We start from the raw sequence: 14,659 nt of genomic DNA on the forward strand, positions 1-14,659 counted from the left end.
TTTCATGCCTCTGTTTATTCAACTATATAGCAGCATTCACAATAGTCTGCGCTTCATCAATAATTTTATTCATATGTTCTTTACTCAAAAAACTTTCTACATAAATTTTATAAATATCTTCAGTACCGGAAGGTCTTGCTGCAAACCAACCATTCTTAGTTATCACTTGCAAACCACCAATGGATGCATTATTTCCCGGAGCAGTAGTTACTATTTTTTCAATTGTTTCGCCTGCAAGTTCTTTATGTTTGATTTGTGATTCGGAAAGATTTTTTATTTTTTCTTTTTGTGCCGGAGATGCTTTTGCTTCAATGCGATCATAAAAAGGTTTACCAAATTCATCTGTAATTTCTTTATAAATATCACTCGGATCTTTTTGCATTTTCGCCATTATTTCCGCAGATAATAATGCAGGTATAAATCCATCTTTATCTGTTGTCCAAACATTTCCATTTAATCTTGAAAAAGATGCCCCTGCACTTTCTTCACCAACAAAACAAAGTGAACCATCTACTAATCCATCTGCAAACCATTTGAAACCGACAGGCACATTATATACTTTACGTTTTAATTTTTCTGCAATGCGATCAATCAGTTGAGTAGTTACTACTGTTTTTCCAACAGCAGCATTGGTATTCCATTGCGGACGATGTTGTAGTAAATAAAATACCGCAACAGATAAAAAATGATTTGGATTTAACAACCCCACACTTTTTGAAACAATGCCGTGGCGATCATGATCGGTATCACATGCAAAAGAAATATCAAAGCGATCCTTCATTGCAATCAATCCCTGCATAGCATAAGACGAAGATGGATCCATGCGAATTTTCCCATCCCAATCAACAGTCATAAAACTAAATGTGGGATCTACTTTTTTATTTACTACAGTGAGATTAAGTTTATAATGTTCTGCAATAGGCTCCCAATAATTTACTCCTGCACCACCCAGCGGATCTACTCCTATATTAATTTTTGAATCACGAATTAGATTCATGTCAATTACATTCCCTAAATCTTTAATGTAATTATGTAAATAATCATGACGATGTGTAGTGGATGCAGACAATGCTTTTTTAAGAGCAATTCTTTTTACGGATTGCAGATTATTTTCTAACAATTCATTTGCTTTTGCCTCAATCCAATTTGTTATTGTGCTGGATGCTGGGCCACCATTCGTAGGATTATATTTAAAGCCTCCATCATCCGGTGGATTGTGTGAAGGCGTAATTACAATACCATCTGCCAAACCATTTTTGCGTCCATTATTATATTGCAAAATTGCATGAGAGATAGCAGGTGTTGGTGTATATTCATCATCCGTTGCAATCATCACATCTATATTATTTGCTGCTAATACTTCCATAGTAGTTGCAAAGGCAGGAGCAGAAAGTGCATGTGTATCAAAACCAAGAAATAATGGCCCATCTATTTTTTGCTCATTGCGATAAAAACAAATTGCTTGTGTAATTGCAAGTATATGATTTTCATTAAACGAATTATGTAATGAAGAACCCCGATGGCCTGAAGTACCAAATGCAATCCGCTCTGAAGGCACTTTATAATCTGGCTTACCTGTATAATATTTAGTTACCAGTCGTGGAATATTTACTAAAATATTTTGTTCTGCAGGTTTCCCTGCCTGAGGATTTATTCTCATTGTACTTTATTTTTTCTATTATTAATTATTGAAATATTTCGAATTACATTTTTTAATTAAAACTCCACAATATTATTTTCCAAAAGTTTCTCATCAACTCTTCCGGAAAAAGAAGATTTATAACTCAATTGATTATTCTAATATTAAGAAAAATAAAGTAATTCAGTTTAATTATAAATTCTTCTATGTAGCTTTTCAATTTCTTATTGTATTTGTATTGTTTTCAATCAGCTAACAATGCTGCTGCTTTTTCATCTACATACCAATATAAATAACCTGCATCCGCATGAATTATTTGAGCGGGAAATTTTTCAGGATTTCTTGGCGCATTTAAAACAGTATTTAATATCGCTGCTTTATTTTTTCCTTCCACCAGAAAAACAATATTATTTGCCTTATTAATTAATACGGCTGTCATTGTAATGCGATACATTTTTTGATCTGCAACATACACCTCTCTTATAAGCTTATTTTTTTCAAAAACAATATCACTTCCGGGAAATAAAGATGCGGTGTGTCCATCTTCTCCCAGCCCAAGAAAGATCAAATCGAATCGGGGAGTTTCTTTTCCAAAGAATTTTTGTATTGTAATCTCATACTTTTTTGCAGCAAGGTCAGGACTGATATTCACCGGAATGGGAAATATATTTTTTGATGGAATGGTTAAATGATCCAGTAATAAATTTTTGGCTTTATAAGAATTATTTAAATCATCATTCTCTGGAACGAAACGCTCATCTCCCCAAAAAATAAATGTATTTTTCCAATCAATTTTATCACGATAATCCGGAGTTGCCAATAGAGAAAATAAATTTTCCGGCGTACTTCCCCCTGATAATACCAAAGAAAATTTTCCATATTTTTTAATAGCCTTCTCAGCTATTTCAATCATCAATTCCGCAGCAGCTTTAGCCAATGCAGTTTTCGATTTAAATACACTAATGTTATTTTGCTGTTTCAATTTCATTTTTTTCAAAAGGAATTGTTATCCAATGATTACCATCCACTGCAATTAAAGCATCTGCATCATCCGGGCCTTCAGAACCCGCATCATAATTCGGAAAGTTAGGAGAAGAATTTCCTTTCCAAGCATTGACAACAGGCATCAGTAAAGCCCAAGCTGCTTCCACCTGATCTCCCCGCATAAATAATGTAGCATCTCCCTGAAAAATATCAAGTAATAAAGTTTCATAAGCTTCCGGTGTTCCTCCGGTATAAGTATCATGATAATTAAATAACATATCTACAGGATTTAAAAGCATATCTAATCCGGGTTGCTTTGCCTGAAAATTTAAACGTATTCCCATCCATGGTTGAATATTTAAAATGAGTTTATTCGATTGCCAATTTTCAATTGCTTCCACAGGAAATGAATGATGCGGCACCGGTTTAAACTGAATTGTAATTACAGAAATTGATTCATCCATGCGTTTTCCTGTACGCAAATAAAATGGTACTCCCTGCCAGCGCCAATTGTCTATAAATAATTTTACTGCAGCAAACGTTTCAATATTAGATGTTTCCGATACATCTGGTTCCAACCGATATGCTTTTACTTTTTTTCCTTTTATCCATCCATCACCATATTGACCTCGCACAGCAATTTTATGTACTTGCTCCGGTTTAATTTCACGCACTGCATTCAGCACATCCACTTTTTTATTGCGCACTTCATCGGCATCAAAAGAAATAGGTGGCTCCATTGCAATAAGACAAAATAATTGCAGCAAATGATTTTGAATCATATCCTTCAATGCCCCTGAAGTTTCGTAATAATTTCCTCTGAGTTCCACACCTAATGCTTCAGATACTGTTATCTGTACATGATCAATATAATTCCGATTCCAAATCGGTTCAAATAATGCATTTGCAAAACGGAATGCAAGAATATTCTGCACCGTTTCTTTGCCGAGATAATGATCAATACGATAGATCTGGCATTCATCATATTTGGAATGTAATAATGCATTTAATTCAATCGCACTTTTCAAATCATGTCCAAAAGGTTTCTCTACAACTATTCTGCTTTTTAATTTACTATCTGCAAGTCCAGCCGAACCTACCTTCATGGCAATTTCTTCAAATGCATTGGGCGGAACAGCAAGATAAAACACACGATGGGCAGTTACATTCCATTTTTTTTCAAGAGCAGCTATTTGTTTTTTCAATGTAGAATAAGTTGTGTTTGCTTTGAACTCGCCTTGCTGATAGCTCAAAAAATTTGCAAACTTTTCCCAATCACCTTTTTTTGTTTTTCCACGTCGTGAAAATTTATTCACACCTTCATGTAGGTGTTTTTTAAATTCCGCATCTGTACTTTTACTTCGACTTACACCAATAATTGCAAACTCTTCAGGTATCCAGTTATCTAACCAAAGATTATAGATTGCAGGAATTAATTTTCGCCAGGTTAAATCACCCGTAGCGCCAAGAATAACAATAATTGTAGGGTCTGTTTTTTTATGAGTTGACATATTATTTTATTTGATTCCACTGTGTATGAAAAGTTCCTTCTCTATCTGTGCGCTCATAAGTATGTGCACCAAAATTATCTCGTTGTGCCATAATTAAATTTGCTGGCAACCAACCACTTCTGTAACTATCAAAATATCCTAATGCTCCCATCATTGCCGGAATTGGAATTCCATATTCAACACCGGTTTGTATCACCTTGCGCAGATCTGTTTGCGATTGAATAAATTTTTTTGAGAAGGTTTCACTCCACATCAAATTTGATAGTTTCGGCTGATGTAAAAATGCCGTGCGAATGTCTTCCAATAATGCCGCACGAATAATACAACCACCTCTCCATATCGCCGCAATATTTTCTACATTTAAATTGTAATTATACTTATCAGATGCCGCTTGTAATAATGCCATTCCTTGCGCATAGGTAGTGATGATAGAAAAATAAAGGGCATCTTCTAACCATTTCACTAATTCATTATTATCCCCATCAAATTTCTTTTCAGGAATTACTAATGCAGAATGCGCATCATCACGATCATTTCTCAATGCAGATAAATCACGCATGGAAACTGCAATATCAATTACAGGAATTGGTACTTGTAAATGCATCGCATCTTCAGAAGTCCATGCACCGGTTCCTTTTTGTTTTGCACTATCCACAATTAAATCAATAATTCTATTATCGCTGAACTCATCTTTCTGAGTAAAAATATTCGCTGTAATTTCTATGAGATAGGATTGCAATTTCCCTTGATTCCATTTTGAAAACACAGCATGTATCTCATCATTATTTAAACCACCACATTTTTTCATGATGTGATACACTTCAGAAATGAGTTGCATAATTCCATACTCAATTCCATTGTGTACCATTTTCACATAATGTCCGGCAGAGCCCGGCCCCAGCCATGTTACACAGGGTTCGTTATTCACTTTTGCAGAAATATCTTCCAGCATTTTAGCAACACGATCATAGATTTTTTCAGAACCACCGGGCATAATACTCGGACCATTTCTCGCACCTAATTCACCACCTGAAATTCCTACACCCATAAAATAAATTCCGGAATCTTGTAATTGTGCAATCCTTCTATTCGTATCGGTAAAATGCGAATTGCCGCAGTCCATTAGCAAATCTTCTTTTGATAAATGCGGTTTCAATTCATTAATTACATCATCCACAATTTTCCCGGCAGGCACCAGCATCATAATTACTTTGGGAGATTTCAATCCATTTAAAAATTCTTCGAGGTTGGATGTGGCAAATACTTTTTTATCACCCGCTTCTTTATTCATGGCATCCACCTGAGAAGTTTTTTTATCGAAGCCAATCACACTATATCCATGATCGTTCATGTTAAACACCAGATTTTGACCCATAGTGCCAAGTCCAATCATGCCGTATTCATATTTTGACTCTTTCATATTCGTATAATTTAGGTTAAAGGATTTTCAATAAAAAAAATCGCTCCCATAACCATTACAATAATAATTAAACAATTAAAGATATAATTTAACTTAGGTTGAAAATTTGTAAAATCACCTCAGACTACAAAAGTCTATGTACCTACTATTTCATTATGTTGTTTTATACTTTTTATTTGTTAAATATTCATATTTGTACATTACCATTTTCAATTGCTGTCACCTTATTCAATCGTCTTATAAATCGTTCTTCATTTTTAAACCGTGCATTTAAAAATAGCTGCACTAATTTCCAAGCTAATGCAGGTCCTGTTATATTTCCACCCAGACACATAATATTCATATCATCATCTTCCACACCTTGTTGCGCAGAGAATGCATCGGTGATTAAGGCAGAACGTACACCGTCAATTTTATTTGCAACAATACAAGCACCCACACCACTGCCACAAACAGCAATACCTCTTTCAATTTCTCCATTCGCTACGGCTTGGGATAACGGAATTACAAAGTCAGGATAATCATCGTCTTTATGTAATTGATAAGCACCATAATCTTTCAAGGTATATCCAGCTTTTTCTAATAACTCCATAAGTTTAATCTTCAATTCAAATCCACCATGATCAGATGCAATACCTAAAATTTTTATTTCCTCAACAGTAGAGTCAGAAAATTCACTATGAGTATTTTTTATGGGAAATTTAATATTTTCCTTAGGAAGAGATAAACCTAAATTTGATAATGCCTTTGCTGTTGATTTTAGATTTGTATGATGAATACTTGTAATACCTAAATCTGTAGCAATATTTGTAAACAACTCCGTATTATCTATATACACAATTTCTTCTATGGGCACTTGAGCGCCATCCAATGCAATTTGAAAAATCGTAGCGTCAGGTTTGCTAAAATGTACATAACATGAAGACACAAAAAAATCGAATATCTCATTCAATTTAAAAGTCTTTATTCGATAATCATTTAATTCTCTGGACTCATTGCTTACTGCAATAATTTTTAATTTGTATTGGGCTTTTAATTTTTTAATAAATGCAATCATCTCCGAATCAGAAGTTGATAAGGAGTACATAAAATCTTTAAATTCGGTGCGGGTGAAATCTCTGTTCGTATAAAAAACCACTCTGTTTAAATAATCATCCAGTGAAATTTTTCCAACCTCAAAAAGGGGAGCCATGCTTTCATGTATATCATCAAACACATCCCAATCTAAATGAAAATGTGCCGCTGCCTTTTTTCTGAAATTATAATCCCATCCGTTGGATAGCAGCACTCCACCTATATCGAGAAATAAGGTAGTAATGTTTTTTATATTTTGCATTATAGAACTTTAAAAGAATATATTATACTGGCTCTTCAAAACATAAAGCTTACAAGAAGTAAAAATTATATGCATTGACATTACAACTAATTGAAATAATAAAAACAATTCAATAAGATAATAACTTAAATAATAACCGATATGCATTCTAATTGTTTGCACAGGAGGAAAAGAGATTTCAGATTTTAATATTGTGCGTTATGCAAAATAACAAAGGATTAGATGAATTCGCCTGTTTTAAATCTCTATTTATTCACAGAATCGATATGGAATTGACACACATTTAATTTCCCGGATTTACCATCACAAAGCAAGGTAAGTTTTTCGTTTCAGTTGTTTTCCGCACTGTGCTGATTGGAGAGTATTACAATTGCCTTATGCAGAAATAACAAGGAATAAAATAATTTTCCATTGTTTCATTTTTCTGTCTTTAAGATTTACAGTGTTGAAAATTTTATTTAAAAAAAATCTACTTAATAATTTAGCTCCGTAAAAAGTCAAATTAATAGAAATTAAAATGCTTAAAGACAGCAAATTCGCTAGGACATATTATGAGTATGCTGTTTACATGGAATTTTCGCAATAAATTTTTAACAAAGCGAATTAATTTAGTTGCTACCTTTATTCAACTAATAACTCCTTGTATGAATAAATATTTACCATTCCTTTTAATTCTCATGTGTGCTTTTTCAATGCAAGCCCAAATTATTTTATCAGAAAAATTTGACGGCGATGTTTTGCCCGATGGTTGGACACAAGAAACTCTTGCAACTGACGGCGGTTGGTTATTGGGTGAAGCACATGACCTCGGCAGTGCAATTTTTCCTGTAATTGAACATGGCAATTTTATAGGGACAAATGATATTTGCTTTTGCGATAAGTCGAATGATTTTTTAATAAGTCCATCCGTAGATTTATCTTCTTATTCAGAATTATGGCTGCTGTTTGATTATAGTTTTCTCGATTTTGCACCGCAACAATTTTCATTAGAAATTTCAACAGATGGAGGAGATAATTGGGATGTAATTGAAAATTTAAGTTTTAGTGCCGCTGGATATTATGGATGGTGGGAAACAAAATATTTCGACATAAGCGATTATGTAGGTTATAGTGATGTAAAAATTGGTTTTCGTTACAACGATGGTGGCGATTGGTGGTCCTATGGTGCAGCATTGGATAATGTAAAATTATTTCAATCTCTTCCAAATGATATCAGCCTTGATTCAATTTATGTTTCAGGTGAATATAGCCTTATTGGCTCCGAAGTAATTATTAGTGGAGTGGTTACCAATTTTGGATTAAACAATCTTACTTCCTTTACAGTAAATTGGGATGATGGAACCTCTTCTTCTTCGGCCGAAATAACCGGCATTGATATTCTGCGGTTTGAGAGTTATCACTTTACACATCCCATTAATTATATACCTGACGCAGCTATAAAATATGATATTGAAGTTTCTGCTATTAATCCTAATGGGGGAATTGACGGTGACTTGTATGATAATTATCTGCAACAAAATGTATTTGGTTGCAGCAGTGTACCTGATAAAAAAGTGGTAGCAGAACTTGCAACCGGAACATGGTGTGCTTGGTGTGTGAGAGGCCATGTATATATGGATAGTATGTACTTGTTATATCCTCAAGATTTTATTGGTATTGCTGTGCATAATTTTGACCCAATGGAAGTTGAAGATTATAATGATGCTTTATATGCTTATCAGAATTATTTAAGTTATTCTGGTGGGGCGGCTTACCCATCTATTATTGCAGAACATAAATTCTATATGGATCCCATGGAGATGCCTGAAAAGATGCCTGCATATATGAATAAAACTGTTCCAGTTGATCTGTTTCTGTATGGAAATTATAATGACTCAACTGATTTAATACAAGTGAACCTGAAAGCAAAATTTGTAACGCAAATGAATGGGATTGACTATCGGTTTAATCTTGTAATAAAAGAAGATAGTGTTACAGGCGTTGGCTCTGCTTGGAACCAATCGAATGCATATTCCGGTGGTGGGTATGGTGATATGGGTGGTTTTGAATTATTACCCGATCCGGTTCCAGCGGTGGATATGGTTTATGACCATGTTGCACGGTATCTTGCTGATGGATGGTATGGTGCAGAAGGAAGTATTGCTTCGGATGTAAATGATTTAGATACATTCAATATTCATTATGATTTGAGTATGGATGAAATATGGAATATTGATCATATAAAACTTGTGGGGATGGTGATTGATAATGCATCCGGGAAAATCATTAATGCAAGGGAAGTAAGACTAACTGATTTGAGTACACAACCAGAGGATACCGTGATTGTAATTGATACAACTATTGTACAAGGTTTATATGGTATAATTCCTTCTACCATAAAAGTATTTCCAAATCCTGCTAATGATTTTAGTATGCTTGATTTCACTTTATCTCAAGCAAGTGATGTTCAAATTATCATCAGCGATATAACAGGAAAAATAGTGGGCTCAAAACATTATGGCAAGTTGAATGGAGCTCAACAATTATATATTAATACAAAGTTGTTGCAAAATGGAATTTATATTATTTCACTTCAGATTAATGATGAAATTTTTAAACAACAGATTATAGTCAGCCATTAGTAGAAATTTAGACTTACGCCGAGTTCTTTTCAAGTAACTCGGCTGGGACAAAAGAACAATGGAATACTGCGCAGGGTTTTGCAGATTATTTATTTTTAAATGGAGGCGAGAACCCTGTGGAAACGGAAAATTGCCAATCCGATAATTTTATATTACCAAATTGACAATTTTTAAATAGCCATTTACACATACCTGCTTTAACAGACCTTGTGTTTATTTACTTCAGATTTATTTCGTTAATATCATATTTTTTGTGTCAATTAATTTGCCATCAATAATTAATGAATAAGAATATCTTCCTGATGGTATTTTGCTTGCATCTAAATTTACAACACCTGCTCCTATTTCCACATTTATCAATTCAATTTCAACACCATTGATATTTTGTATTCTAATTTGTGCTGAGGAATTATTTTCAGGAACAAAATATTTGATAATTGTTTTTCCATTGAAAGGGTTAGGAATATTTTGCTCGAGTATTGCAGACTGGTCAACATCTGTAAGAGTGACATTTTTAGTTGATATCACTTCTGATGTTGAAGTGTTTAATATTAAACTTTCTAATTTCTCTAAGCGCATTTTTATATCTTCATTTTCTGCTTGAAGATCTTCGATTATCACATCCTTTGTTTTGTTTAATTCATCCAATTCCTGAACTGCTTTAACCAGGGGCACTACAAATTCAGAATATCTTAAACCCATAATTTCGCCACTTTTATCAACCCCACTAAAATCATAATCAATATAACTTGCTGCTGCTTCAACTTCTTGAGCTATGAAACCGGTAAATTGAATTTTTTCGATATCGTATTTACTTTCCCACTGCATTGTATCAGTCAGTCCGGCTAATTTATTTTGTTTTGTTACATCAAAATGATAAGTAACAGGACGCAACTCATTTATAAATTCTAAGCCAGGAACATTTTCCTGAATATTATCTTTTATTCTAGCATCGCTGAAGCTAGTCCAGCCAACTTCTCCTCCAATGCTCGATACGGAAGTGTTGCCAATACGCACTTTATCGCTTGCATCTACTATTGCAAAATAACCAATCACTGTAGCATTATTTAATATTCCTGTTGATGCCTTGGAATATGATCCTAAAGCAGTATTTCCATTTCCAGTTGTGTTTACATCTAATGCGGTATATCCAATTGCAGTATTGTCGTTTCCTGAACTATTATAATGTAATGAAGAAAATCCATTTGCAGTATTATTACTTCCAGTGGAATAATACAATGCCTCAGCACCAGTTCCACTATTATAGATACCATTAGCATTTGTAAAAAGAGTTTTATTACCAATTGCCACATTTTCAGATCCGCCTGTATTGTAGTATAAAGCCTGATAACCTATGGCCGTGTTTTCATATGCGGTGGTATTATTTTTAAGCGCCATAAAACCACTGGCTGTATTGGCGAAACCATCGATGTTGGAATAAAGTGCTGAAGCCCCATTTGCTACATTTCGGTATCCGTTAGTGTTAGAATAAAGTGCTGAAGCTCCATTTGCTACATTTGCAAAACCGTCTTGGTTGGTATACAATGCTTTAAATCCATTCGCTGTATTTTCTGCACCCGAATTATTTGAATATAATGATTGGTATCCATCCGCCGTATTATTACTTCCAATGGAATTTGAATACAAAGCTTCAGCACCTGTTGCACTGTTATATTCACCCGTAGTATTTGTAAAAAGAGTTTTATGTCCAACAGCCACATTATTTGATGCAGTTGTATTATTAAATAAAGATTGCAAACCAGTTGCAGTGTTTTGGCTTCCGGTTGTATTCCAATTTAGCGACTGATAACCACTACCTGTATTATTGCTGCCGGTGGTGTTAGCATACAATGCATTTGTACCCATTCCGGTATTAAAACTTCCATAAGTATTTGAATACAATGCAAATCTTCCTGCAGCACTATTATAACTTCCCGAGATATTTGAAAACAATGATTGAATACCAATTGCTGTATTGTCGTTGCCAAAAGTATTTGCAAAAAGGGATTGATAACCAACACCCGTATTATTTGAAGACACGTTTGAATTTCCTGCTGAACTTCCTAAAAAAGTACAGGTTGCAATATTACTATTGGTCATAAAAACTACATCATCAACCCAAACTTTCCCATCTAAATAAACATCTTTCCATGATTTTCCTGCTGAGCCGATGTTTCTGTTGTTATTACCTGAAGGCAATAAGTGTTGATTGATTGAGGTAGGTAATAAATTAGAAAGATTAACATTCGCCTGTCCGTAACAGATAACCTCAGTTACTGTTAGAAACAGGATAATTAAGAGAGATTTTAAATTAAATAAATTTTTCATGTTATATATTTTTAAGTTCGATTACAAAGAAATTATTAATCATTAACAAATTATTTAGTAATGCACAAGTGGTTGTTTTGGATGTGTGAAACGTTATATGAATTATTTAATGGTACACAATCATCAATAATCCGAAAGTTTTTTGGAGACTCCAGCAGCTTACTATTATTTACTATTTGAAGAAGAAGTATAATAAAATAAAATAAATATTTATTTGAATTTGTAAAAGCAAATCTGCTTTCCATTATACTTAAAGTGCTTGGAGAATTTAAATAGATAATGAAATCTTACTCATTTTATTAAAAAATAAAATCAACGCTTTGACTTTTTAATAATATTCTTCCTATAACTCTTATTATTTTTTCCGGCAATATTTTTCAGCATATTCCTGAAAATAAAATAATGGAATGGCACCATTGAATACCAATAATTACGACCCATAATTCCCCTCGGGCGAAAGGTGGCGGTTTGTTTTAATATGCAGCGATTTTGATTTTGCACAATTGAAAATTCAAGCCATGCTTCTCCCGGCATTTTCATCTCAGCAAATAATAATAAGCGATTATTTTTTCGATCTGCAAGAAGCACTCTCCAAAAATCAAGTGCATCACCTGTCTCTATATCTACATCACTTCTTCGTCCACGACTTAATCCAACACCACCCAAAATCTTGTCTAACACTCCTCGAATTTTCCATAATCTATCTGCATAATGCCAACCATTTTCTCCGCCAATTCCAAAGAAACGATTTGCTACTTCTTCCACTTCCTCTTTATCAATTTCAATCCACTTACGATCTACATAACATCCGTTCACAGGCACTTCTACATATTGACTTACATCTAAATTGCTGAGACTACTTGAAGCTGCATCCGTCCAACTTGATATCACCATATTTTGATCAATACGCCGGAACGCCATTCTTATCGCTTCCTTATATGTAATTAATTCCTGAGGTATAATTTCACGAATAGAAAACTCTTTACATACCACATCATTCTTCATGCTTTGTACTAATTGACGTGCGATAGTAATATTAGAAGAAGTAGTAAAATATAACCAGTCGGCAGATAAATTCGGGAAGGGAACAGGCACGGTAAAAATATAACGCTTATATCCACGCACTTCTGCAAAGTCCAATAATATTTGTTTATAAGAAAGCACATCCGGACCACCAATTTCAAAAGTGCGTGAGAAGGTTTGTTGATTTAAAAGACAGAGATGTAAGTAATTAATCACATTGCGAATGGCAATTGGTTGGCAAAAAGAATTGAGCCAACGAGGTGCAATCATTATCGGAATTTTTTCAGTGAGATCACGAATAATTTCAAAACTTATACTACCTGAACCAACAATAATTCCCGCTTCAAAAATGGTATAAGGAATACCGGAATTAATAAAAATATCCTTCACTGCTTTTCGGGCAAGCAGATGTTTTGAAAGTACTGCTTCATTGCTTATCCCACTCAGATATATTATTTGTTTTACGTTGGTTAATGAAGCCACTAACACAAAACAGCCGGCCGATCTCGCTTCATAATCTTTCAAAGTTGTACGTGTGTCTCCTAAAGAGTGAATCAGATAATACGCTGCATCATATTGTGTATTATTAAAATGCTGAATTGCATTTTCCGGTTGTAAAAAATCAAATTCAATAACATTTACTTTATCCAAAACATCTTTGGCTGGCACAAAACGATTTCTATCTCTCACCACACATGTTACCTCATGACCAGCCTCCACCAACACAGGCAAAATTCGCATTCCGATATAACCATTTGCACCCGTGAGTAAAATACGCATATCTTATTGTTTGCTTAACCGCCAATATGAATCATGCTGCGGTTGTTGATTTTTGTAATATCTAATTTTTCATCAATAGTCGTAATCTGACCGCCGAGTTTTTCTTCTTTCATCCACACACATTGTTTTATTAAAGGCGTGATATCCATTCCGTTTCTCAAGGCAGTTAAAATATCAGTTTCCGTTTTTGAAAAAAGACAATTTTTCATTTTACCATCCGTAGTTAAACGCATGCGATTACATCCATTACAAAACGGATCGCTCATTGTACTTATAAATGCAAAAGTGCCTTTGTAATTTGGTACAAAATATTTTTTTGTAGTATCATTTTTTGCATCGGGTAATTTTTGAAAATCATATTTTGTGGCAATGCTATCCAGCATATCATGATAAGAAAACACTTTCTCACTACTCCAATCATTTCCTGTAAATGGCATAAATTCAATGAAGCGCACATGCAACGGAAAATCTTTTGTCCAGAGAATAAAACTGTTTAATTCATTTTCGTTTACACCTTTCATTACCACCACATTTATCTTCACATGAAAATTATGTTGCAACAGCAGATGAATATTATCTACTACGTGATTAAATTCATCACGCTTTGTAATAGCAAAAAACTTTTCTCTTTTCACAGAATCCAAACTCACATTCACAGATTTAATTCCTGCACTTTTAAATATGTCTATATATTTATCTACAAGAACGCCGTTTGTACTAATGGCAAGTTCTACCGGATATTTAGCTAAGCGTTCGATAATTTCTTTTACATCTTTTCTCACCAATGGCTCACCGCCCGTAAGGCGAATTTTTTTCACACCTTCTTTCACAAACACAGAAACTATCTGATCAATTTCATCAGCAGTCATTCGTGGGGCACCTGCAAAATATCCTTTGGGCAAATCAACCGGATTGCAATACGAACAACGCAAATTACATTTATCTGTAAGTGATATTCTCAGGTAATCATGAGTGCGATTAAATTTATCAGTTAACATTTCTATGATTTTAAATTCA

9 protein-coding genes and 1 pseudogene are annotated in these 14,659 nt (G+C 34.0%); 1 reads left to right on the top strand and 9 read right to left on the bottom strand.

Annotation, left to right across the window (positions count from 1 at the left end; translation table 11 throughout):
• Positions 1-22: 22 nt before the first annotated feature.
• The 6 genes and pseudogenes from IPN31_03165 to IPN31_03190 all read right to left on the bottom strand — a co-directional run bounded on the left by IPN31_03165 (position 23) and on the right by IPN31_03190 (position 6,890).
• Positions 23-1,660 (bottom strand): alpha-D-glucose phosphate-specific phosphoglucomutase, encoded by a 1,638-nt coding sequence (locus IPN31_03165; GenBank protein ID MBK8680901.1) that lies wholly within the window; start codon positions 1,658-1,660, stop codon positions 23-25.
• A 223-nt stretch (positions 1,661-1,883) separates the two neighbouring features.
• Positions 1,884-2,621, bottom strand: a complete 738-nt coding sequence (pgl, locus tag IPN31_03170; protein MBK8680902.1) for a 6-phosphogluconolactonase — start codon at positions 2,619-2,621, stop codon at positions 1,884-1,886.
• Positions 2,605-4,134, bottom strand: a complete 1,530-nt coding sequence (zwf, locus tag IPN31_03175; protein MBK8680903.1) for a glucose-6-phosphate dehydrogenase — start codon at positions 4,132-4,134, stop codon at positions 2,605-2,607. The genes pgl and zwf overlap by 17 nt, the downstream gene beginning before the upstream one ends.
• A gap of 1 nt (position 4,135) precedes the next feature.
• Positions 4,136-5,554, bottom strand: a complete 1,419-nt coding sequence (gene gndA, locus IPN31_03180) for an NADP-dependent phosphogluconate dehydrogenase (protein MBK8680904.1) — start codon at positions 5,552-5,554, stop codon at positions 4,136-4,138.
• 187 nt (positions 5,555-5,741) lie between these two features.
• Entirely contained in the window at positions 5,742-6,203 is a 462-nt protein-coding gene (locus IPN31_03185) for an RpiB/LacA/LacB family sugar-phosphate isomerase (protein ID MBK8680905.1), read from the bottom strand.
• A 72-nt stretch (positions 6,204-6,275) separates the two neighbouring features.
• Positions 6,276-6,890: pseudogene (locus tag IPN31_03190) on the bottom strand (HAD-IA family hydrolase).
• A gap of 644 nt (positions 6,891-7,534) precedes the next feature.
• Between IPN31_03190 and IPN31_03195 the strand changes: the two are divergent.
• Complete coding sequence (locus tag IPN31_03195; GenBank protein ID MBK8680906.1) at positions 7,535-9,511, top strand: T9SS type A sorting domain-containing protein; 1,977 nt, start codon at positions 7,535-7,537, stop codon at positions 9,509-9,511.
• Between the two features lie 228 nt (positions 9,512-9,739).
• Here IPN31_03195 and IPN31_03200 read toward each other — a convergent pair whose 3' ends face one another.
• The 3 genes from IPN31_03200 to moaA form a co-directional block, all read right to left on the bottom strand.
• Entirely contained in the window at positions 9,740-11,839 is a 2,100-nt protein-coding gene (locus IPN31_03200; protein MBK8680907.1) for a tail fiber domain-containing protein, read from the bottom strand.
• Positions 11,840-12,151: 312 nt separating this feature from the next.
• A complete protein-coding gene (locus IPN31_03205; protein MBK8680908.1) occupies positions 12,152-13,642 on the bottom strand; it encodes an SDR family oxidoreductase in 1,491 nt (496 codons plus the stop codon).
• Positions 13,643-13,656: 14 nt separating this feature from the next.
• A complete protein-coding gene (gene moaA, locus IPN31_03210; protein MBK8680909.1) occupies positions 13,657-14,640 on the bottom strand; it encodes a GTP 3',8-cyclase MoaA in 984 nt (327 codons plus the stop codon).
• Positions 14,641-14,659 lie beyond the last annotated feature (19 nt).

The sequence above is a fragment of the Bacteroidota bacterium genome, from assembly GCA_016715425.1.
GTDB lineage: Bacteria > Bacteroidota > Bacteroidia > Chitinophagales > BACL12 > JADKAC01.